This window comes from Salinimicrobium xinjiangense DSM 19287, from assembly GCF_000423585.1.
Lineage (GTDB): Bacteria > Bacteroidota > Bacteroidia > Flavobacteriales > Flavobacteriaceae > Salinimicrobium > Salinimicrobium xinjiangense.
Genome location: NZ_KE384057.1, coordinates 104,060 through 126,383, shown reverse-complemented (window position 1 = coordinate 126,383; position 22,324 = coordinate 104,060). Strand labels below are relative to the sequence as shown.

Genomic DNA, 22,324 nt, shown 5'->3' with positions numbered 1-22,324 from the left:
TTGAACTACAATGTATGGGATCGGGATTGTGTGTGTGTGTTCTGGCACAAACCTGAGAGATATCATAGTTAATTCCATTCATCTCCAGTAGCTTTAAAAAGAAAATTTTAAGTATGGCTGAAAATTTTCCCATGGCCACCAATGTGAAATCCTTTTTTACGGAAATAGGTTCCCTGTCACGCTTCGCCGGAAGATTTTTTAAACAGTTATTCAGCCGGCCTTTCGAGTTCAGAGAGTTTTTGCGACAGTGCTATCAAATGGGTAATAAATCTCTCTTACTGGTAGGAATTACAGGATTCATTCTGGGGCTCGTTTTTACCTTACAATCCCGACCTACTTTAGAAGAATTTGGAGCTTCCTCGTGGATACCTTCTATGATAAGCATTTCTATCGTAAGAGAAATAGGACCGGTGATCATTGCCCTTATCTGTGCAGGACGTATTGGGTCCAGCATAGGTGCTGAACTTGGGTCCATGAAAGTAACGGAGCAAATTGATGCCATGGAAGTCTCGGGCACCAATCCTTTTAAGTTCCTCGTGGTAACCCGTATCCTGGCCGCCACGCTTATGCTTCCCCTTCTCATTATATTCGGGGATTTTGTTGCTCTCATAGGCTCGGCCCTTGTCGAAAATATTAAGGGACAGGTGTCTTTCCTTCTGTATTTCAATCAGGTATTTGATGCCCTTGGCTTTCGGGATCTACTGCCGGCCACAGGTAAATCCTTTTTCTTTGGTTTTGCTATTGGACTGGTGGGATGCTTTAAGGGTTATAACAGCAGTAAAGGAACTGCCGGGGTAGGTCGTGCCGCCAATTCGGCTGTAGTATATACCAGTATGCTACTTTTCATTATTGACTTTATAGCTGTTTTTTTAACCGAACTTATTTACGGATAACATGAAGGATGAAAATACATACTCCTCCTTTGAGAAAGGAAAACCAGTAATTAAGATCGAAAACCTGCAGAAGCAATTTGGAGATGAGGTGGTGTTGAACAATTTTAATCTTGAAATGTTCGAAAATGAGAACCTGGTTTTAATGGGAAAATCAGGTTCGGGAAAATCTGTAATGATCAAATGTCTTGTGGGATTAATGGAACCTGATAGTGGAAGAATAGAGGTACTAGGTAAGGATATTTCCAGACTTGAACGCACCGAAATGGATGAACTCCGGGCAGAGATTGGTTTTCTTTTCCAGGGTAGCGCATTGTATGATTCCATGACGGTAAGAGAAAATCTTGAATTTCCCCTGCGCCGTCATACTAAAAGAATGAACATAGAGAATACAGACGAACTGGTACTTGAAGCATTAGAAAGTGTAGGGCTCACGAAAACAATCGATCTTATGCCCGAAGAACTTTCGGGAGGGATGCAGCGCAGAATTGCCTTAGCGAGGGCACTCATACTTAAACCAAAGATCATCTTGTATGACGAACCTACCACAGGATTGGATCCCATCACTGCAAAAGAGATCATTCAATTGATGAAGAACATTCAGAAGAAATACAAGACCTCGTCACTTATCATAACGCATGACGTAGACTGTGCGCGGGTGATCTCAGACCGGATGATCCTGCTACTGGAAGGAACCAACTATGCAGAAGGAACTTTTAAAGAACTATCAACTTCTGAAGACCCAAAAATACAGGCCTTCTTTAAATAAAATAGGATGAAAAATTCAAATCCACAAAACCTGAAATTAGGGATCTTTGTGATCCTGGGAATAGCCATTTTTGTGGCAGCGGTATATTTTATAGGAAACCGTCAAAATTTATTCGGGGACAGCAGTGTCATTACCTCGGTTTTTAAAGATGTAAATGGTTTACAACGCGGGAATAATGTTCGCTTTGCCGGGGTTAATGTCGGGACCGTGCAGAACATCAGGATCCTTAACGACACGAGCATAGCAGTAAGTATGAGGATCGATGACCGCACTATGAAACTCGTCCGGAAAAATTCCCTCGCTACCATAAGTTCCGATGGGCTGGTAGGCAGCATGATCGTTAATCTACTGCCCGGAGAAAATGACAGTCTTGCTTCAAAACCTTTACAACCCGGAGATACTATAGCCTCCATTAGTAAAATTGCCACTGCAGATATGCTTACTACTTTAAGTACGACTAATGAAAATGCCGCGCTTTTAACCGCCGATCTACTTAAGATCACCAATAGCATAAATGAGGGAAAAGGCACCATTGGGGTTTTAATAAAGGATGAGGAGATGGCCAATAATTTTAAACAAAGTATAGAGGGGCTGCGACAGAGCACCTCCACAATTTCGCGAATGGTAAACCGTGTTAATGTAATTTTAGATGAAGTGAGCTACAAAGAAAGCGTTGCAGGGGTACTGCTTAGCGATACTATTGCTGCCAGACAAATTGAGGGGATCATATCCAATCTGGAAATTTCTGCCTTGCAAATAAGTGATGTTACAACAAACCTGCAGCAGTTTTCCTATGACATAAGGCAGGGTGAAGGAGCGCTTGATTATATTTTAAACAATCCCGGTGCAGTGGAGCAACTTGATGCGACTTTAAAGAACATCGAAGAAGCTACCAGGAAATTTGACGAAAACATGGAAGCCCTGCAGCACAATATTTTATTGAGAGGTTACTTTAAAAAACAGGCAAGAATAAAAGCTAGGGAGGAAACTCAAATGGATTAAAAAAGAAAAAGCTGCCCGTAAGACAGCTTCTTCTAAAATATCAGATTATATTATTCAACAATGAATTTTCCACGCATTTGAACGTAATGTCCGGGAAAACTACAAATGAAATCATAAGTTCCCGCCTCGGGAGCTGTAAATTCAATAGAGGTCTCCTCTCCACCTCCAATCATCTCTGTATGTACAATGACTTCATTTGTTCCCTCAGGAATATAATCATTACCACTGGCCGTAGCTGCCTGCTGGGCAAAATTTGCAACATCTGTCCCCTGCTGTAAAAGAACAAAATTATGACCCATTGCATTTTCAGGAAGCTGCCCTACATGCTTCAAGGTTAGTCGCACGGTTTCGCCTGCTTTAACCCGAATTTCGTTAAGGTTAAATTTCATCATGTCGTCTCCGGTCAGGTTCACCTGAACCACACCTTCTTCTGAACGTTGCACTGCTTCTCCGCTTTGGTTATTACTTCCGGTAGCCTCAACATTGTCACTTGTTTCGACTCTCTCCAGGGAGCCCTCTTCCCCTATGGTTATTGTTTCCTGTTCTTTTTTCTCGTCACCACAGCTAACCAAAAGGATTGTCACCAGAACTGCAAGAAATTTTGTTAGATCTTTCATATAAAATTGTTTTAGTTAATGAACGCTCATTTTTTTGAGCCTTTCAAAGATAAAAAGAAATAATCCGAATGGAAAGGGAGTTAAAAGCAGATATACGTGATGGCAGTTAAAAATACTATAAAATATGGGTCATCTTCCATCGTTTAAGATCAGGCAGGATTTTAATTGTCTGGTGTGCTTCTTCAATGCTTATCTCATCATGGTGACGGGCCATATCGAGTAATTTTTTTTCCATATCCTGAATGGTAAGATGATGATCCCGAAATTCCCCATCCCTGAAACAATCCAGACAATAATCGGAATTTGGGCTTTTATCCCTATTGGTCCCTCTCATTTTAGGAGAAAAGGGCAGTCCGCAACATTGGCATGTAAGTGATTTCATAATTAAATATTTCCGGAGGCTTATGTCCGGGAAAAATCCTCTTTTAAAGATAACCAACCAAGGACTAAAAACCTACTTCTTTAGGACCTAAATATTTCCCAAAAATGAAATTCTAACGTATCTTTATGAGGCAGGACTTCTTGACGAAATTCCTGATTGATTAAGTTGTACCCTCCTTATTCTCAGTATTATGGAAAAAACAGTTCTCCTAATCGAAGATGATCTTGTACTTTCTGAGAACACCAAAGAGCTATTAGAACTCTCCGGGTATAGAGTTCTTTCCTCTTACGATGGAAAATGTGGATTAAAAAAAGCCTTTCATGAAATCCCGGATATTATAGTTTCAGACATTATGATGCCAGACCTGGATGGATATGATGTTTATAAAGGGCTTCAAAACAACCGGAAAACCTGTAACATTCCTTTCATATTTCTTTCTGCAAAATCCAATCCCGGTGATGTACGTAAAGGAATGAACCTGGGAGCAGATGATTATATAACCAAACCGTTTAATGAAGAAGATCTTATCCTTGCTATTGAAAAGCGGCTGGAGAAAAGAGATAAACTTCTACCGAATAAAAAGGACCGCAAAAAGCAATACAGCGAAATCCAACTTGAAATCCTTAAAGAGCATTTTCGTACTTATGGGGAACAACTTGAAGCCGAAAAAAATGAAGAGATCTTTTTAGAAGGACGTAATGCTTCGAATATATATCTGCTTGAATTTGGACTGCTTAAAACCTTCAGACTTGATGAATATGGCAAGGAATTGATAACAGGTATTGGTCAAAAAGGGGATTTTTCAGGATTCTATAGTTTTAAATCTTCTTCTACCTATCCCGAGAACGCTACCGCCCTGGAGCGAAGTATTCTTTTCAGGATTTCCCATGAAGAATTTGTTCATATGCTGGAGCAAAACCAGGAGCTCATGCTGGAATATGCAGAGTTACTTTCAACCCACCTCGATATTCTTCGTACTCACCTGCTGGAAATGGCCTATGGCTCAGTCCTTAAAAAAACAGCAAGTACCCTTCTTGAGTTTGTAAAAAAGACAAACACCGGTGCCCAACACGTACTCAAGATATCCCGAAGTGATATGGCAAGTGTTGCAGGGATTTCTACAGAAAGTTTTATAAGAAGTTTATCCGCTCTTAAGAATCAGGGAATTATCGATATCATAGGTCGGAATATAAAAATTCTTGATCCAAAGAAACTTCATAATATTCACTGAGGCGCGAGTATTAAATTATTCTTAATTTAAATGCTTTATGACATTTATCATGACAGCATAAAAAGCTGATATTTAATTTAATACAATAATTAATTAAAAAATTACAGCTATGTCATTGATTAAAGCAAACAGGCGCAGGACTCCCAGGTTGAGTAATGCCTTTCAAAATGATCCATTCTTCAGAGATTTCTTTGATCGCAGGGGAATGCTAAATAATTTATTTGAAAATAACGGGGATTTCGATCTTAATCCGGCAATGAATATCAAGGAAAAAGATAAAGAGTTTGAAGTTGAACTTGCTGCTCCCGGTTTAAATAAAGAAGACTTTAAAATCACTCTTGAGGAAGGTATCCTCACTGTATCGGCAGAAAAAGAGGATAAAAAAGAAGAAGAAAAAGAAGGTTATGTCAGTAAAGAGTTCAGCTACAACTCCTTTAGCAGATCGATAAGCATACCCGAAAATGTAGATGATGACAAGGATATAAATGCAAGATACGAGGACGGAGTTTTAAAATTAAAGCTGAAAAAGCGTGAAAATATGCAACCTAAAAAGGCTAAACAAATACAGGTTTCCTAAGAAAAAAGGTGAGAAAAGAGGGGTGAAATTCATCCCTCTTCCTTCTTAAGAAAATGACAAGTATCATTGTTTGCTCAGGTATTTTCGTCTAAATTTAAGAGTAAAATCCAGGTAATGAGAAAAATAATTATCCCTACAGATTTTTCAGAGAATGCATTCAATGCTCTGAAATATGCTTCTGAATTATTTAAGTATGAAAAAAGTGAGCTTTATATCTTACATGCCTATGCCGATGAGGTTTTTAATACTGAAGCAACCATTACCAGAGAATTCCTTGAAGAATATAAGGAAAGCGTAAAAAAGAAGGCAGACCGGGAACTGGAAAAATTGAAATCCCGCATTCTGGATCTCTTTCCAAATCCAAAACATAAGTACTATACAATATCTGCATTTGGTCTCCTGATTGACGAGGTAAATGATCTGGCCGAAAAAGAAAATGCAGATCTCATAGTAACCTCCACCCGCGGACTTACCAACGATAGGAAGCTCACCTTTGGAAGTAATACGCTGCAAATCATAAAATATGTACAATGTCCGGTCCTGAGTATACCTGAAAACTATGACTTTTCTGATCCACACCGCATTTTATTTCCCACCAATTACCTATTACCATATCAACGACGTGAACTCAAACTTGTTGGAGGAATTGCACGATCCTTTTGCGCTGAAGTCCATATGCTTTATGTTTCCAAGTCTCCAAAAGAAACCTTTAGACAGAAAGATAATAAGGATGCCATTTTAGATCAGTTATATGAGATTAAAGTGGAGTTCCATCATGAAGAGCTCCTGGAAAAGACTGAAGCCATGGAAAAAATGATATCAGAATTAGATATAGACCTGCTCATCCTGGTAAATTCCCGTCATAGTTACCTTGAAAACCTCCTTTATAAATCCACCATTGATAAAATTGGACTACATCCACCAATCCCCTTCCTCGTGCTTCAAAATTTCCATAGATCATAAAACTTTCTGCCATGAAAAAAATTCTCTTACCAACAGACTTTTCAGAAAATGCCTATAACGCAATAAAATATGCAGTACAGCTATTGGAAAAAGAGGAATGTGAGTTTTACCTGCTCAACACCTATACTCCGGTTCTATATGATAACGAGTATCTGGTTTATAGTGCATCTCAACCCACACTTACTGAGATCTACAGCAATAAATCCATGCAGGGTCTTGAGAGGGTCCTGCGCCGGATTAAAAGAAACTTTAAAAATGAGAAGCATAGTTTTAAAAAGATTTCATCTTTTAATTTATTGACCGATGAAATTAAGGACCTCGTGGCAGAAAAGGAAATTGACCTGGTGGTAATGGGCACAAAAGGAGCTACGGGAGCCCAGGAAATCCTCTTTGGAACCCATACTGTACATGCCATTAAAAAAACCCGCTGTCCTCTATTGGCTATTCCATCGGAATATGAGTATAAAGCACCTAAACAAATCCTGTTCCCTACAGATTATGAGGCCGAAATTCCCAAATTACTTAAAGTTATGAGGGAAATTGCAGATCTTCACGCCTCTACTATTCACATCCTGCACGTTTATTTCGGAGTAGACCTCTCTCCCGAACAAACTAACAGGAAAAGAGCATTGGGCAGAGCATTTAAAAATAATGCCCACCACTTTTACAGTATTACAGAAAAAAGTGTAACACGGGCAATATTCGATTTCCAGGATGAGAACGAAGTGGATATGCTGGCCATGATAAATAATAAAAGATCATTCTTTGAAAACCTTTTATTCATGCCTGTAGTAAATGAAATAGGCTTTAATGTGAAAGTTCCATTCCTGGTAATGCCTTCACCCAAAAAGAAGTAGCATGAAAAATATTCTATTACCCACTGACTTTTCCCAAAACTCTTTCAATGCGATTTCCTATACAATCGATATGTTTCGGGATGAGAAGGTGAAATTTACACTCCTACATGCTTATAAGGTATTTGAATATTATGAAAAAAGTATGTTAGCAGCACAACCGGGCCAGCAAAGTCTTGAAAAGGCAAAAAAAGAGGTGGAGGATGAACTGGAAGAATTGAAAGAATCACTTCAGGAAGAAGCCGGAAAAGAACATCAGTTCAAAACAACTACTCATAATTTATTACTTGTTGATGCCATAAAAAAAGAATTAAAAAAGCAAAAGCCTTATTTAATATCTATTGGTACCCAGGGACGTACCGGTGCGAAAGAAGTAGTGTATGGCAGTAATACCTTAAATGTAATGGAGGAAATAGAAAAATGTCCTATTCTGGCCATTCCTGCACATGCCGGTTTTAAACCTCCGAAGGAAATAGTACTGGCTAATAGTTTCAAAATAGAACTCACAAGTGTAGATCTTGAATTTTTAGTTGGCCTTGCAAGGAAATTTGGTTCAGCAATCAGAATCCTCCACATCTCTGAAGAAGGTGGTTTGAACCAATATCAGCATTACAACCGCAAACAGCTACAGGAGAAGTTGGCAGAAGTAAAACATTCATTTCACTATCTGGAATATTTAAGTGTTCCCATGGGCATCTATTCTTTCTCTGAAAGTCGGGGCAGCGACATTATTGCTTTTGTAAATAAGAAACATTCACTGATTGAAAATATGCTGCTGAATCCATTATACCGGAATCTTGCACATTTTTCAAAAGTACCTGTTTTAGTTTTACATCATCCTCAGATAAAGAAGAACTGAAACCTTTAAAATGAAAATTATAACCGCATCGGGAGAGAAGTCAATCTTTTCAAAAGAAAAGGTGGCAAACTCCCTTAGAAGGTCAGGAGCAGGAGAGCCAGTGATCCAGGATATTTTAAAAACTCTTGGAAAGGAACTTCACGAGAACATGACCACTAAAGAAATTTATAAGCGGGCTTACAAACTCCTAAAGTCACAGGATGGGCTAACCGCTTCGAGGTACAAATTAAAAAGGGCAATATTCGAATTGGGACCTACAGGGTTCCCTTTTGAAAAATTTATAGGAGCTATTATGAAACATATGGGATATGAAGTAGAGGTGGGCAAAATTGTCCATGGAGCATGTGTAACCCATGAAATAGATGTAATGGCTATTAAAGAAGGAAAGAAAAATTTAATGGAATGTAAATTCCATAGTGAACAGGGCAGAAACTGTAATGTCAAAATTCCATTATATATTCATTCCCGATTTGAAGATGTTAAGAATTATCACCGGTTAAATGGAGGAGATGATACTACATTTCATGAAGGATGGGTAGTGACCAATACAAGGTTTACAGAAGATGCTCTTGCCTACAGTCGTTGTATGAATTTAAAGCTTTTAAGTTGGGATTATCCCAAAGGAAATAGCTTAAAAGAAAGAATTGATCATCTGGGTCTATACCCTATCACAGTATCTGGCTTACTTTCTCAAAGAGAAAAGCAATTCCTGCTAAGCAGGGATATCGTATTATGCAGGGAATTGATCGATGACAATTTTCTTCTTGACCAACTTGAAATTTCAGCAAGTCGAAAAAAACGAATTCTTTTCGAAATGCGGGAGCTATGTGATCCTCATAAAAAATCTCATGAGTGAAGAAGCTAAAATTCATTTTTTAGGTGCCGCAGGAACGGTTACGGGTTCAAAATTTCTGCTTGAGGTTTTTGGAAAGAATATTTTAATAGACTGCGGAATGTTCCAGGGTCTTAAGGAGCTAAGAGAACTTAACTGGCAAAAATTTCCATTTCCCCCGGCTAAGATTGATCTTGTATTACTAACTCACGGGCATCTCGATCACACAGGAGCATTGCCCCGCCTCGTCAAGGAGGGTTTTAAAGGAGAAATAAGAGGTACTTCCCCTACTTTGGCCATTGCCGGGATCATTTTGACCGATAGTGCCAAGATCCAGCAGGAAGATGCTGAAAGAGCTAATTCAGAACATTTTTCTGTACATGATCCTGCACTTCCCCTTTACAATGAAGATGACGTAGCCAAGACGCTCAAGCTTTTCAGCACCGTGAAGCCCCTGGAATGGATTACCTTCAGTGAGCAGATAAAATATAGATTGATTCCCAACGGCCATATCCTGGGTTCTACATATATTGAATTGAAAATTGGGAAAAAAAACTTTATTTTTTCAGGTGATATTGGCCAGAAGAATGACAGCCTGCTCAAGCCACCACAAAAGCCAGAACGAGCTGATTATTTATTTCTTGAAAGCACCTATGGAGACAGGTTACATCCCCAGGAGGAAACAGATAAGATCCTGAAACAGGCTATTGAAAGTACTCTGGAGCAACAGGGTATCCTCATCATTCCCAGTTTCGCAGTAGAGAGGCTGCAGACCCTTATGTATGAAATTTACAAATTACATAAAGAAAATAAGATCCCTCCCATTCCTGTCTATATCGACAGCCCTATGGGAAATGAGGTCCTAAAGACATTTAGCAGATTCATGTCCTGGCATAAATTATCTCATGAAGAATTTCGTGAGATGAAAAAAAGGTTCAGGATTATCACAAATTACAGAGACACCTGGAAAACAATAGAAGATCCGCAGCCAAAGGTAGTTATTGCCGGAAGCGGAATGGTCACCGGCGGAAGAGTTCTGACCTATTTGAGATTTTTTATTGAAAATCCCTCCACCACCATTTTACTGGCGGGATATCAGGCTGAAGGTACACGAGGCAGACAAATCCAGGAAGGACTAAGTGAGGTGAAAATATTTGGGAAGTACTACCGGTTAAAGGCTGCCGTTAAAAGTATTAATAGTCTTTCTGCACATGCAGATCAGGAAGGCTTGCTGGAATGGCTTGATGAAATTAAAAACTCTCCGCAACGAATCTTTCTCATCCATGGAGAAAAAGGAGCATCAGATTATCTAAGGGTAAAGATCAGGGACAGGTATGGATGGAGAGCTGAAATCCCTCACCTCAATCAGGTGGTTAACGTAGAGATATAAAAAAATCCGTGGCCTAAGCCACGGATCCTCTTTCCGCATCCGGAGATGCCGTTTCTTAAGAACAATAAATTATTCTACAGAAGTAGTATCGATAATGTCTTCTACTACAGTACCACCGGTGCTTGTAGTATCAGCAATTTCTTCAACCTCAACTTCCTCAGCTTCAATTGAAGTCTCTGGAGTCTCGATAACTTCTACTGCACTTTCTTCAGTGGTTTCAGTAGTAGTTTCTTTACAGGAAGTAAAACTAAATACTAATGCGATTGCAGCAAAAGTCAAAAAAGATTTTTTCATTTTAAATGAATTATTAATTGTTTGAGGGATCAAATGTATATCATTTTTTGATTCTCAACACATGATAAAAAATTATTTTCAGTTAATTTTTAATATAACCTAAAAACTCTTAATTCTTTTTGATTTTAAGTGAACAGAAACGTTTTAATCTGACATTTGTCATGAATAAAAAGGAAATATTCTTTACCTTAATATCTTAAATACAGGAAATTATGAACCGAAATACTTCCAAAAGTTTTTCAGCTAATGAAAAGGATATCGACAGGCTGTTAAAGGAAAATAGCAGTTGGAAAAACAGCCTGTCTTTTATTTCTGAAGAAATATTTTTCTTTACCATATTTCTGACAGCAGATATTTTCCGCAAGAATGTGCTCAACCTGTATGAAAAACTTCAGATTTTCTACAATGACCTGCAGGAGTACAAAAAAACTAATATTGAACTGGTTAGGGAAGTGCACAATCATAGATACGACATTGAAGGAATACGCGAATGTGAGGATATAAGCTGCGAAGTTTTTTATCACGATGAACATATTAAACTCGGACAAAGAATTAAGATGTTCAATGAGAAATTTGAGAAGTTTAAATTGGAGATGATGGCCTATACAGGGAATAATCTTAGAAAAACAAGTAAAGAAAATTAATCAATTACTAATTTACTGTGCTATGGAAAACAAAGCCCACCATTACAGGTATATTGAATGGAAAACACCAGATGAAATGCATTTCTCATCACTGCAGTGGAAATCTGAACTTAACTTTATAAGAGACGAACACCGGTTTTTTGAAGATATGCTTAAGGAATATACCATGCCGATCATTGAGTCGCAACTGTTCTCTTTAGTGAAAGAACTGATACAACAACTGGAACTCTCCCGAAAAGATCTAAGCGAACTGATATCCCGGGTAAATGATCATATTAACAGGCTTCAGCGCCTGGTAGAGGATATAGATGAACCTAAAGAAGGAAAAGTTTACAGGCAGGAACATAAAAATATTTTGAACGATGTAGTGCATTTTTCAAGACAGTACAAACGACTAAAGAAAGATATTTTTGAAGCTGTAACCAAAGCCATGAAACAACAAAAGCAGAAAAGACTGCTTCCCAAAGGAAGTTAAATCCTCCATATAGCACACATGGGGATTTCTTTGAAGCCTGCACTTGAAAACTGCAGGCTTCTAACTTCCAATATTTTATCAACTCATATTTTCATTTCCGCCTGTTATTCAAAAATGACAATTTTGGTGTATCTTTTTTTTTGCAGAATCAAGTTAATATTTTTTTCCGTTTCCTGTCATAAGATCCTTTCGTCACCCTGTTCCGATAGCTACCGGTATGATTCAGGGTCTGCATTTGATCTTGATTTGCATTATAAGGAGATTCTGAAGCAAGTTCAGAAGGCGTAATTTTTCAGTTCAGGATCCTTACTGACAAATAGCATATTTTTAATCATTGTTTTATTATGTGTTTTAGAACCAAACTAAATTCTAAGATCCGGGAAATAGAAAAAGTTTTTGATGCTCAATTCTCTGAACCGGAATTATACGAGCCCCGGGAGGAGATCAATGGCTTCGATTTTTCTTCAAATCCGGTAGTGACAGATTATGCACCGGGAGAAATTCTCTTGTTTAACTGGGGACTTATACCGTTTTGGGCAAAAAATGAAAACCTGAAAAAATCTACCCTCAATGCCCGCATAGAAAGTCTTGCTGAGAAACCGGCTTTTCGAAATGCTATAGAAAACCGGTGTCTCGTTATTGCCAATGGCTATTACGAATGGCAATGGCTGGATGAAAAAGGCAGAAAAAAGCAAAAATACCTGATCACTTCTGCAGAAGAAGAAATTTTTGCCTTTGCGGGAATTTACTCCCACTGGCAGCATCCTGAAAGCGGAGAAAAAAAGCATTCATACAGTATCATAACCACCCAGGCAAATGAATTAATGAGTGAAATCCATAACAACAAACAAAGAATGCCGGTAATTCTAAATGCCAAAGACCGTAGGGCCTGGTTAGAGGGAGCTTCTCATGATCAATTCGCATTTCCCTATGAATTTCCCCTTCGGGCACAAAAAATCTAAGAATATGCATTATTTAAGTTATTCTTAGCCACACTCGAAAACAATAGTAAATTTGTTCTGAAAAATTCACTACCCACATATGGGATATATTGAAGACATTAGAACTGTTACTGTATGTCGTTACATTGCTCCCCTGAGAGAAGGAGGTTCCCTTCCTGCTTTGGCAGAGGCCGATGATGACTTTAAATATGTTCTCAAGTTCAAAGGTGCCGGTCATGGAGTGAAAGCTCTTATTGCTGAATACCTTGGTGGAGAAATTGCCCGTGCTCTGGGCCTCAAGGTTCCGGAACTGGTTTTTGCCTATCTGGACGAGGCCTTTGGAAAAACCGAAGGAGACGAAGAAATACAGGATCTTTTGCAGGGTAGCAAGGGTTTAAATCTCGCTCTTCACTTCCTCTCGGGAGCCATAAACTTTGATCCTGCGGTCACTGTTGTAGATCCCGACACTGCTTCAAAAGTCGTATGGCTCGACGCTTATATTACAAATGTGGATCGCAGCTTTAGAAATACCAATATGCTAATGTGGCACAAAGAACTATGGCTTATTGACCACGGAGCTTCATTTTATTTTCACCATTCCTGGACGAATCTGGAAAAGTATGCTCAAAGTCCTTTTAGTTTAATCAAGGATCATGTATTACTACCACAGGCCGATAAACTTGGAGAAGCAGATGAATTTCTAAAGAAGTTACTCACTCCCGAAAAGCTGAGGGAAATTCTAGATGGATTACCCGAAGAATGGCTGCAGTGGCCCGAAACAGAAGAAACTCCTGAGGAGATTAGAAACGCATATTTTAAATTTTTAAACATACGGCTCGAAAATTCCGGTATATTTTTAAAAGAAGCACAAAATGCAAGAAAAGCACTTATATGAATATTCGGTTATAAGGGTGGTACCGCGAATTGACCGGGAAGAATTTCTCAATGTGGGAGTAGTAGTGTTTTGCAAGAAAGAGAATTATCTGCAGGTAAAGTACAAACTGGATTCTCAAAAACTACAAATTTTTTCTAACGGGCTTGATTTGGAACAACTGGAAAAGAACCTGCAATCTTTTCAGAAGATCTGCCATGCGGCAAAAGACGGTGGTCCTATTGCTCAAATGGATGTCCCCTCCCGGTTTAGATGGCTAACAGCCGTTAGAAGTTCTGTCATACAAACTTCCAGACCTCATCCCGGCTTTAGTGATGATTTGGATCAAACACTTAACCGACTCTTTGCAGAATTGGTATTATAAAAAAGGCTGCCTCGGGGGCAGCCTTTTTAAAATTCCGAAGTTCATTAGAACTTCAAGTTAACATCAAGAGTAAAGTTATTGTTTATGGTGTTATCTCCTAAATTGTCAAAGAAACTACCGGAACCATATCTTATTCCAAATTTTGTCCTGTCAATAGCGACCTTGGCTGTAGCAGTGTTTTCATTCACGACCATGTCAAAAGTAACCGGCTCAGTTTTACCTTTAATGGTAAGATCCCCATTTACGGTATAAGTATTTCCGGTTTTTGGAACTGCTTTGGTAATTACCATCCTGGAGGTATCATGATTACTGACTCCAAAAAAGTCGTCGGAATTAAGGTGTCCTTCAAGCTTTTCTTTATTGTCACCTGTTAGATCTGTAACTTCAATGGTATTCATGTCTATTACAAATTCTCCTCCGGTAAGTTTACCATCTTCAGTAAGATTCAGGTAAGCCTGCTTTAGGTCAATGGTTCCATGATGAGAACTTCCGGTGATCTTTTTTCCTGTCCATTCAACGGTACTGGCCTCCACATCAACGTTTTTCTTGATTGTGGTGAATGCTACTGTGGTAAATACCAATACCGGAGCTGCTGCTGTAAAAATTGCTTTTTTCTTCATTTTGTTTGATTTAAATTATTCATAGTTGTTATCACATTATTTGTACATACAAGTGTTTAGGTAAAAAAATATATCAATCTTTTATTTTCTCAAGGAGCTCTTTCAGCCGGGTGATCTCCTCCTTATCCAAATTTTCCATGGCTCTGGCTTCGGCCTCCTCTATAACTTTATCCAGATCCTTAAGTAATTCCAGGCCCTGGTGGGTTATCGTTAATTCTATCTTTCTTCTGTTCTCAGGACAGATGATCCTTTCAACCAATTTTTTATCCAGGAGTTTATCAATGAGCCTGGTAGTGTTACTCATTTTATGGATCATCTTTTCATTAACACAGGCAAGCGAAGCCGGCTTTCCTTTTTGTCCTCTCAGGATCCGCAGAACATTAAACTGTGCAACAGACATACTGTAAGGCTTCAGAGCTTCTGCTAACTTATCCTGTACCCAATTCCCGGTGAGAATAAGGTCAATTACTGCTGCCCTGTTGACTACTTTGATATTATCTTCCTGTTTAACTTTCACGTTTTCCACTACAACATTTGTATGTACAAATATAAGAGAGATTTTTCAATTACCAAAGGTTATTGACTTAAAATTTTATTCGCTGCCTTTTTTTACCCATTCTGCAAGTCCCAGGGTTCTTTTCACCTGGTGAGCTACTGCTTTTTGAACTTTTTCGCCTAACTCATCTTTTCCCGCAGTAACACTAACTCCATATGGATTTCCTCCTGCATTAAAGATGGCTTCATCTGTATATCCCGGCGCCGCTACTATAGCTCCCCAATGAAACATTGTTTTATAGAGAGACAGCAAAGTCGACTCCTGTCCTCCATGCACATTACTCGCACTGGTCATACCACTTACCACTTTGTTTGCTAATTTCCCGCTAAACCAGAGTCCGCCCGTGGTATCTAAAAATTGTTTGAACTGTGATGGCAGGTTTCCATATCTGGTTGGAGCACTAAATATAAAAGAATCGGCCCATTCAAGATCATCCATACTTGCTTCCTGAACATCCTTTGTATTTTCAATATGTTTCTTCCAGTCCTCATTTGCTGCAATAGCTTCATCGGGTGCCAGTTCTTTTACTTTCCTCAGTCGCACTTCAGCCCCATGTTCCTTCGCAGCAGCCTCGGCCCACTTCGCAAGTTGATAATTCGTTCCGGTTGAACTGTAATATATTACAGCTACTTTCAAATTTTCCATACCTATTTAATTTTAGATTAAACTTCTTTTCCAATAAAATAATCATCTGAATTTTAATTTCTATTAAACATTTTGTAAAGTTCTTTTCTACGGAAAGTAAGAGCACAAAAAAATCCCCTCAAAAAGGGGATTTTAGAATCTCTATATTTTTGGAAACATCATTTCTCCATTGCTGCAGCAACTCCGGCAGATAATCGGCGGTAAGTTCCATTTTCAAGCCTTTCTCTAATATCAGAGAAAGCAGAAAGGGTTTCTTCCACATCTTCAAGTGTATGTGTTGCTGTTGGAATAAGTCTTAACAGGATCAAGCCCTTAGGAATCACAGGATAAACTACAATGGAACAAAAAATCCCATAATTCTCCCTAAGATCATTCACTAAAGCCATAGCTTCAGGTATGCTTCCCTGCAGGTACACCGGGGTCACACAACTCTCTGTAGTACCAATATCAAATCCGCTGTCTTTCAGGCCATTCTGAAGTGCATTCACATTCTCCCAAAGCTTCTCTTTTAACTCCGGCATTGTTCTCAGCATTTCCAGACGCTTAAGGGCACCAATTACGAGTTGCATTTGAAGGGATTTGGCGAACATCTGCGAACGCAGGTTATATTTCAGGTAATCGATGATCTCTTTATCTGCAGCGATAAAAGCACCTGTACTGGCAAGGGATTTCGCGAAAGTTGCAAAATAAACATCTATACCATCCTGTACACCCTGCTCCTCTCCTGCCCCGGCACCTGTAGCTCCAAGTGTACCAAAGCCATGAGCGTCATCTACAAGAAACCTGAAATTATATTTTTCCTTAAGGTCAACTATTTCTTTCAGTTTTCCCTGCTCTCCTCTCATACCAAAAACTCCTTCAGAAATAACAAGAATTCCCCCTCCTGTTTGTTCTGCGATCTTCTCGGCACGTTGGAGATTTTTTTCGAGGCTCTCCAAATCATTGTGCTTATAGGTAAAACGCTGCCCAAGGTGCAGGCGAACCCCGTCAATAATACAGGCGTGAGCATCTACATCATATACTATAACATCTTTCTTCGATACCAGAGCATCAATAGTGGAAACCATCCCCTGATACCCAAAATTGAGAAGATAAGCAGCTTCTTTTGAAACAAAAGACGCCAGTTCCTCCTGTAATTTTTCATGAAGATCTGTATGTCCACTCATCATTCTTGCTCCCATGGGATATGCAGATCCCCACTGTGCTGCAGCTTCGGCATCGACTTTTCTCACCTCAGGATGATTGGCAAGACCCAGATAATCATTGATGCTCCAGGTGATCACATCCTGTCCCCGGAATTTCATACGATTAGAAATAGGGCCTTCCAGCTTTGGAAAAACAAAATATCCCTCTGCCACTTCAGACCATTTTCCCAATGGTCCTTTATCCCTGTATATTTTATCAAATAAATCTGCCATTTTATATGTTTTTTAACTTCCGCAAAAGTAGTAAATAAATAGTAACTGCTGAACTCTTAACAGCCTGCACTCTAAACTCTTCACTTGATCGCGTTAATCAGTAGCGGTTAAATAAAACCTTGTATTTTAACGCTGAAATGATTAAATAATTTTATAAGAAGAACTGAGAAAAGTCCCGGTTTATTTGATGAACTCTATTTGTTTCGGTGTTTTTTCGTTTTTTATATCAAAGAAGCCCTGCTCGTTCATCCATTCATCACTAAAGACTTTACTCATGTAACGGGATCCATGATCGGGGAAAATGATAATTACCTTACTGTTTTTATCGAACTCTCCCTCTTCGGCCAGTTGCCTTACTCCCTGCAAGGCGGCTCCACTGGTGTACCCTACGAAGAGTCCTTCGGTAACTGCAAGCTGCCGCGCGGCATGGGCACTATCCTCATCACTCACTTTAACAAATTTGTCAATGCTGTCGAAATCGGTTGCAGTAGGGATCAGGTTCTTTCCTAAGCCTTCTATTCGATAAGGATAAATTTCTGAAGAGTCGAATTCTTTTGTCTCATGGTATTTTTTAAGTACAGACCCATAAGCGTCAACTCCAAGGATACGAATAGCAGGATTTTGTTCTTTTAAAAATCTGGCCGTACCCGAAATAGTCCCTCCTGTTCCGCTGCAGGCTACCAGGTGTGTGATCTTCCCTTCTGTCTGTTTCCATATTTCGGGACCGGTTGTACGGTAATGAGCCTCGATATTGAGTTCATTGAAATACTGATTGATATAAACCGAACCTTTGATCTCGTCATGCATCCTTTTAGCAACCTGATAATATGATCGGGGATCATCTGCTGTAACATTAGCAGGACATACGTAAACCTTTGCACCCATAGAACGCAACATGTCGATCTTATCTTTTGAAGACTTGGAACTAACGGCAAGGATACATTCATAACCTTTTATTACACTCACCATGGCAATACTAAACCCTGTATTCCCCGAAGTGGTTTCAATAATAGTATCGCCGGGTTTAAGAATACCCTTTCTCTCGGCTTCTTCTATAATGTATAAGGCTATTCTATCCTTTGTTGAATGTCCCGGATTAAAAGCTTCTACCTTAGCAAAAAAATCTCCTTTTAATTCCTGGGTGATACGGTTTAAGTGGATAAGGGGCGTATTACCTATCAGTTGTAATACGTTATCAAAAACCTGTAAATCTTCTCTCATAAATTGAAGTTATTTACAGCAACCGCATTTCTTAAGATCTGAAACACGATCACAAACCAAGCAAATTTAGTCAAATAATTTAATTATTCAGTGATTCCCTCTAAATCCAATAGAAAAGCATATTCCTCGGCAACCTCCCTTAATGCTTCAAAGCGTCCTGATGCTCCTCCATGTCCGGCCTCCATATTGGTGTGAAAAAGTAAAATATTATTATCTGTTTTTAATTCTCTCAATTTGGCCACCCATTTTGCAGGCTCCCAGTACTGCACCTGGGAATCATGTAAACCGGTTGTAACCAACATGTTGGGATAATCCTGCGCCATCACATTATCATAAGGAGAATAGGCTTTCATATAGAAATAGTATTCCGGAATATTTGGATTACCCCATTCATCATACTCTCCGGTTGTTAAAGGAATGGTATCATCCAACATCGTAGTTACAACATCCACAAAAGGTACCGATGCTATTATTCCCTTGTATAAATGCGGAGCCATATTGGCTACTACACCCATTAACAATCCTCCCGCAGAACCTCCACTAGCGTACATATGTTCGGGAGATGTGTATTTCTCTTTGATAAGATGGAGGGTACAATCAATGAAATCTGTAAATGTATTTTTCTTTTTCAGAAGTTTGCCATCTTCATACCACGGTCTTCCCAGGTATTCTCCACCTCTCACATGAGCGATAGCAAAGATGAAACCGCGATCGAGCAAACTAAGTCTTACATTTGAGAAGTAGGGGTCTATTGTTGAACCATAAGAACCATAAGCATATAAAAGTACCGGATTGGAACCATCTCTTTTTAGCTCCCTGCGGTGCACCATAGTAACGGGAATAAGAGTTCCGTCCTGTGCTGTGGCCCATATACGCTCAGAAACGTAATTCTCTTTTTTGAATTTTCCTCCTAAAACCTCCAGTTCCTTCCTGACAATCTTTTCTTTGGTTCTCATATTAAAATCCACCACCTGTGTAGGTGTAATGAGAGAATTATATGTATATCTCAGAATTTCTGTATCAAAGTCAGGATTGGTTCCTGTAAAAGCGGTATAGGTCTCATTGTCGAACGGCAGAAAATAAGCATCTGTTCCATCCCACCTGCGAATATGGATCTTATTCAACCCCTCACTCCTTTCACTCACCACCAGGTAATCTCTGAAAAGATCAATATCCTCAAGCAAAACATCTTCTCTGTGTGGAATTACCTCTTTCCAGTTTTCTATTCCGGGATCGTGAACAGAAGCCTTCATAAGTTTAAAATTTGTGGCCCCGTCCTTATTGGTAAGTATATAAAAACAATCCCTGTAATGGGCTATGCTGTACTCTACTCCCCTTATACGTGGCTGTACAATTTTAAATTCCCCGTCAGGATCATCTGCCGAAAGGAATCTGTATTCTGAAGTAAGGGTACTGTCAGAACCTATAATAATAAAACGTTGAGATTTGGATTTGTAGACATAAGTATGAAAAGTCTCATCCTCCTCTACAAAGATCAGCTCATCTTCTTTAGCCTTAGTACCAAGTCTGTGCTTATAGATCTTATTACTCCTTAGCGTTTCTTCGTCCTTACGTGCGTAGAACAAGGTTTTATTATCACTGGCCCAGGTGGCTCCCCCTGTAGTATTTTTTATTTTTTCTGAATATACTTCTCCTGTTTCAAGATTCTTGATATAAATAGTGTATTTCCTTCGGCTTACCGTATCTACAGCATAGGAAATCAACTTGTTGTTTGGGCTCACGCTTAATCCACTTAACCTGTAATAATCATGACCTTTTGCCATTTCATTTACATTGAAAAGTATTTCTTCGGGGGCATCAAGTGTTTCTTTTTTTCTGGAGTAGATGGGATAATCCTTTCCTTTCTCAAAGCGGGTAATATACCAGTAACCATTCAGCTTATAGGGAACCGAAGAATCATCTTCCTTTATTCTTTGTTTTACTTCCTGAAAAAGGTTTTCCTGCAGCTCTTTTGTATGAGCGGTCATTTGATCATTATACCGGTTTTCCTGCGTCAGATAATCTATAACTTCGGGATTTTCGCGTTCGCGCATCCAAAAGTAATTGTCTGTACGTATGTCACCGTGTTTTTCTAACTGGACCGGAATTTTCCTGGCCTGGGGGGCAATTATTTCTTTAGCAGCAACTTTCATTTTCTCATTTTAATTTTACCGGCTGCAAAGTTAAGCTTTCTAATAAAGAAAACTTAAAACTGTGGTCATAAGTTCTATAATATGACCTTTTTAGGTAGTTTTGTCCTAACAAAAAAAAAGAAAAATTATGTTTGGAGATATGATGGGTATGATGAATAAGATCAAGGAAACCCAGAAGAAAGTTGAAGAAACCAAAGAAAGACTGAAAACGGTGCTATTAGATGAACAATCTGCCGATGGTTTGCTAAAGGTTACCATTACTGCCAGCAGAGAGATCAAAAACATAGAAATTGCCGACGAGTTACTTGAGGACAAGGAGCAGCTGGAAGATTACCTGGTGCTTACCATCAATAAGGCCGTTGCACGTGCCACAGAAGTGAACGAAGCAGAACTTGCCGCCGTTGCAAAAGAAGGTATGCCCGATATTCCCGGAATGGATGAAATGCTTGGGAAGTAGTTGGTATTGAGTATTGAGTAGTTAGTATTGAGTAGTTAGTATTGAGTAGTTAGTATTGAGTAGTTAGTATTGAGTAGTGAGTAGTGAGTATTGAGTAGTGAGTAGTGAGTAGTGAGTAGTGAGTAGTGAGTAGTGAGTAATGGATTACTCTTAAATACTTACTTCCTACTTCTAACTTCGTAATTCTAACTTTAAAATAATCCTCTTCAAAAATCACATTTTGAAGAGGATTATTTTTACAGCTTAATTCCTTTCAGAACTTCAAGAAACTTTTGATGCATTTCTTCGGAATAATCCAGGTGCGTTACAACCCTGAGTTTTCCCTGCCCCATATTACTTATCCTGATATTTTCCTTCTTCAGTTCTTCCATAAAAGCTGCTTCATTTGCAGGATCTTTCAGGTAAAAGATGACAATGTTAGTCTCCACCGGCTCCACTTCAGCAACATAAGACTGCTCCCGAAGTGTCTTCCCTATTGCTGAAGCTCTTTTATGGTCCTCGGCCAGCCGCTCCACATGGTTTTCCAGTGCATAAATTCCGGCGGCTGCCATAAATCCTATCTGCCGCATTCCGCCGCCCAGCACCTTTCTCACCCGCATTGCATTTTTCATGATCTTGCTATTTCCAATCAGGACAGTTCCCAGCGGAGTACCCAAACCTTTCGAAAGGCAAACCGAAATGGTGTCGAAAACTTTTCCGTAGTCTTTTGGATCTTCTTTTTTGGCTACCAGAGCATTAAAGAGTCTTGCCCCGTCAAGATGAAGTGCCAGATCATGCTGATCACACACCTGCCTTATCTTCTTTATCTCCTCAAAGTCATAACAGGCTCCTCCCCCCTTGTTTGTGGTGTTTTCAAGACAAACCAGAGTTGTTAACGGACTGTGGTAAAAATCGGGCGGATTGATGTTTTCCTCCACCTGCGCTGCTGTGATCATCCCTCGGTCACCATCTACCAGCTTACAGGAGACTCCGCTGTTAAAGGATGCTCCGCCGCCTTCATAGTTATAAACATGCGCCCATTTATCGCAGATGAGCTGGTCTGCAGGTTGTGTGTGCAGTTTAATGGCAGCCTGATTGGCCATACTTCCTGTGGGGAAGAATAATGCTTCTTCCATCCCAAACATATCTGCCAGTTTTTGTTCCAGCCTGTTAACGGTAGGGTCTTCCTTATAAACATCATCCCCTACTTCGGCATTAATGATCGCCTCCATCATTCCTTTGGTAGGCTTGGTAACGGTATCACTTCTTAGATCTATTTCTTTCATAGGTATACTTCTT

Annotated in this window: 26 protein-coding genes; 16 read left to right on the top strand and 10 right to left on the bottom strand. The window is 39.3% G+C overall.

The window, feature by feature from the left end; genetic code table 11:
• Positions 1-113: 113 nt before the first annotated feature.
• The 3 genes from G564_RS0117075 to G564_RS0117065 are packed head-to-tail and all read left to right on the top strand — an operon-like array spanning position 114 to position 2,661.
• Entirely contained in the window at positions 114-893 is a 780-nt protein-coding gene (locus G564_RS0117075; protein ID WP_029038734.1) for an MlaE family ABC transporter permease, read from the top strand.
• A 1-nt stretch (position 894) separates the two neighbouring features.
• Positions 895-1,659 carry an ABC transporter ATP-binding protein gene (locus G564_RS0117070; RefSeq protein WP_051205579.1) on the top strand — a complete coding sequence of 255 codons (765 nt, stop codon included), beginning with the start codon at positions 895-897 and terminating at the stop codon, positions 1,657-1,659.
• Positions 1,660-1,665: 6 nt separating this feature from the next.
• Entirely contained in the window at positions 1,666-2,661 is a 996-nt protein-coding gene (locus G564_RS0117065) for an MlaD family protein (RefSeq protein ID WP_029038732.1), read from the top strand.
• A 50-nt stretch (positions 2,662-2,711) separates the two neighbouring features.
• Here G564_RS0117065 and azu read toward each other — a convergent pair whose 3' ends face one another.
• Together azu and G564_RS0117055 are read right to left on the bottom strand one after the other, a co-directional pair.
• Positions 2,712-3,278 (bottom strand): azurin, encoded by a 567-nt coding sequence (gene azu / locus G564_RS0117060; protein WP_029038731.1) that lies wholly within the window; start codon positions 3,276-3,278, stop codon positions 2,712-2,714.
• 115 nt (positions 3,279-3,393) lie between these two features.
• Complete coding sequence (locus G564_RS0117055) at positions 3,394-3,660, bottom strand: zinc ribbon domain-containing protein (RefSeq protein WP_029038730.1); 267 nt, start codon at positions 3,658-3,660, stop codon at positions 3,394-3,396.
• Between the two features lie 190 nt (positions 3,661-3,850).
• Here G564_RS0117055 and G564_RS0117050 point away from each other — a divergent pair, with 190 nt between their 5' ends.
• The 7 genes from G564_RS0117050 to G564_RS0117020 all read left to right on the top strand — a co-directional run bounded on the left by G564_RS0117050 (position 3,851) and on the right by G564_RS0117020 (position 10,366).
• On the top strand, positions 3,851-4,891 hold the full coding sequence (locus G564_RS0117050) for a response regulator (RefSeq protein ID WP_029038729.1): 1,041 nt from the start codon (positions 3,851-3,853) through the stop codon (positions 4,889-4,891).
• Positions 4,892-5,000: 109 nt separating this feature from the next.
• On the top strand, positions 5,001-5,468 hold the full coding sequence (locus G564_RS0117045; RefSeq protein WP_029038728.1) for an Hsp20/alpha crystallin family protein: 468 nt from the start codon (positions 5,001-5,003) through the stop codon (positions 5,466-5,468).
• A 114-nt stretch (positions 5,469-5,582) separates the two neighbouring features.
• Positions 5,583-6,431, top strand: a complete 849-nt coding sequence (locus G564_RS0117040; RefSeq protein WP_029038727.1) for a universal stress protein — start codon at positions 5,583-5,585, stop codon at positions 6,429-6,431.
• Between the two features lie 11 nt (positions 6,432-6,442).
• On the top strand, positions 6,443-7,288 hold the full coding sequence (locus G564_RS0117035; protein ID WP_029038726.1) for a universal stress protein: 846 nt from the start codon (positions 6,443-6,445) through the stop codon (positions 7,286-7,288).
• Position 7,289: 1 nt separating this feature from the next.
• Positions 7,290-8,144: a universal stress protein gene (locus tag G564_RS0117030; protein WP_029038725.1), complete on the top strand. Its 855-nt coding sequence runs from the start codon at positions 7,290-7,292 to the stop codon at positions 8,142-8,144.
• A gap of 10 nt (positions 8,145-8,154) precedes the next feature.
• Positions 8,155-9,000, top strand: a complete 846-nt coding sequence (locus G564_RS0117025; RefSeq protein WP_029038724.1) for a restriction endonuclease — start codon at positions 8,155-8,157, stop codon at positions 8,998-9,000.
• Entirely contained in the window at positions 8,993-10,366 is a 1,374-nt protein-coding gene (locus G564_RS0117020; protein WP_029038723.1) for an MBL fold metallo-hydrolase RNA specificity domain-containing protein, read from the top strand. Before G564_RS0117025 ends, G564_RS0117020 begins: the two co-directional genes overlap by 8 nt.
• Positions 10,367-10,435: 69 nt before the next feature.
• Here G564_RS0117020 and G564_RS0117015 read toward each other — a convergent pair whose 3' ends face one another.
• Positions 10,436-10,645 (bottom strand): hypothetical protein, encoded by a 210-nt coding sequence (locus G564_RS0117015; protein ID WP_245583707.1) that lies wholly within the window; start codon positions 10,643-10,645, stop codon positions 10,436-10,438.
• A gap of 227 nt (positions 10,646-10,872) precedes the next feature.
• Between G564_RS0117015 and G564_RS0117010 the strand changes: the two genes are divergently transcribed.
• The 5 genes from G564_RS0117010 to G564_RS0116990 all read left to right on the top strand — a co-directional run bounded on the left by G564_RS0117010 (position 10,873) and on the right by G564_RS0116990 (position 13,976).
• On the top strand, positions 10,873-11,304 hold the full coding sequence (locus tag G564_RS0117010) for a hypothetical protein (RefSeq protein ID WP_029038721.1): 432 nt from the start codon (positions 10,873-10,875) through the stop codon (positions 11,302-11,304).
• A 22-nt stretch (positions 11,305-11,326) separates the two neighbouring features.
• Entirely contained in the window at positions 11,327-11,779 is a 453-nt protein-coding gene (locus tag G564_RS0117005; protein WP_029038720.1) for a hypothetical protein, read from the top strand.
• Between the two features lie 344 nt (positions 11,780-12,123).
• A complete protein-coding gene (locus tag G564_RS0117000) occupies positions 12,124-12,741 on the top strand; it encodes an SOS response-associated peptidase (RefSeq protein ID WP_029038719.1) in 618 nt (205 codons plus the stop codon).
• Between the two features lie 79 nt (positions 12,742-12,820).
• On the top strand, positions 12,821-13,615 hold the full coding sequence (locus tag G564_RS0116995) for a HipA family kinase (RefSeq protein WP_029038718.1): 795 nt from the start codon (positions 12,821-12,823) through the stop codon (positions 13,613-13,615).
• Positions 13,593-13,976, top strand: a complete 384-nt coding sequence (locus G564_RS0116990; RefSeq protein ID WP_029038717.1) for a DUF3037 domain-containing protein — start codon at positions 13,593-13,595, stop codon at positions 13,974-13,976. The genes G564_RS0116995 and G564_RS0116990 overlap by 23 nt, the downstream gene beginning before the upstream one ends.
• A 44-nt stretch (positions 13,977-14,020) precedes the next feature.
• Here G564_RS0116990 and G564_RS0116985 read toward each other — a convergent pair whose 3' ends face one another.
• From G564_RS0116985 to G564_RS0116960, 6 genes are all read right to left on the bottom strand, one after another.
• Positions 14,021-14,596, bottom strand: a complete 576-nt coding sequence (locus G564_RS0116985; protein WP_029038716.1) for a YceI family protein — start codon at positions 14,594-14,596, stop codon at positions 14,021-14,023.
• A 73-nt stretch (positions 14,597-14,669) separates the two neighbouring features.
• Complete coding sequence (locus tag G564_RS0116980) at positions 14,670-15,113, bottom strand: MarR family winged helix-turn-helix transcriptional regulator (protein ID WP_245583706.1); 444 nt, start codon at positions 15,111-15,113, stop codon at positions 14,670-14,672.
• 75 nt (positions 15,114-15,188) lie between these two features.
• Positions 15,189-15,797 carry an NAD(P)H:quinone oxidoreductase gene (gene wrbA, locus G564_RS0116975; RefSeq protein WP_029038714.1) on the bottom strand — a complete coding sequence of 203 codons (609 nt, stop codon included), beginning with the start codon at positions 15,795-15,797 and terminating at the stop codon, positions 15,189-15,191.
• Between the two features lie 158 nt (positions 15,798-15,955).
• The gene (locus G564_RS0116970) at positions 15,956-17,215 is read right to left on the bottom strand and encodes an aminotransferase class I/II-fold pyridoxal phosphate-dependent enzyme (RefSeq protein WP_029038713.1); all 1,260 of its coding nucleotides are present in this window, start codon (positions 17,213-17,215) and stop codon (positions 15,956-15,958) included.
• A 180-nt stretch (positions 17,216-17,395) separates the two neighbouring features.
• Positions 17,396-18,436 carry a PLP-dependent cysteine synthase family protein gene (locus G564_RS0116965; protein ID WP_029038712.1) on the bottom strand — a complete coding sequence of 347 codons (1,041 nt, stop codon included), beginning with the start codon at positions 18,434-18,436 and terminating at the stop codon, positions 17,396-17,398.
• 83 nt (positions 18,437-18,519) lie between these two features.
• A complete protein-coding gene (locus G564_RS0116960) occupies positions 18,520-20,589 on the bottom strand; it encodes a S9 family peptidase (protein ID WP_037374209.1) in 2,070 nt (689 codons plus the stop codon).
• Positions 20,590-20,716: 127 nt separating this feature from the next.
• Here G564_RS0116960 and G564_RS0116955 point away from each other — a divergent pair, with 127 nt between their 5' ends.
• Positions 20,717-21,046, top strand: coding sequence for a YbaB/EbfC family nucleoid-associated protein (locus G564_RS0116955; protein ID WP_029038710.1), 330 nt, complete (start codon positions 20,717-20,719; stop codon positions 21,044-21,046).
• Positions 21,047-21,282: 236 nt separating this feature from the next.
• Here G564_RS0116955 and G564_RS0116950 read toward each other — a convergent pair whose 3' ends face one another.
• Positions 21,283-22,311 carry a threonine aldolase family protein gene (locus G564_RS0116950; protein ID WP_029038709.1) on the bottom strand — a complete coding sequence of 343 codons (1,029 nt, stop codon included), beginning with the start codon at positions 22,309-22,311 and terminating at the stop codon, positions 21,283-21,285.
• Positions 22,312-22,324: the final 13 nt, after the last annotated feature.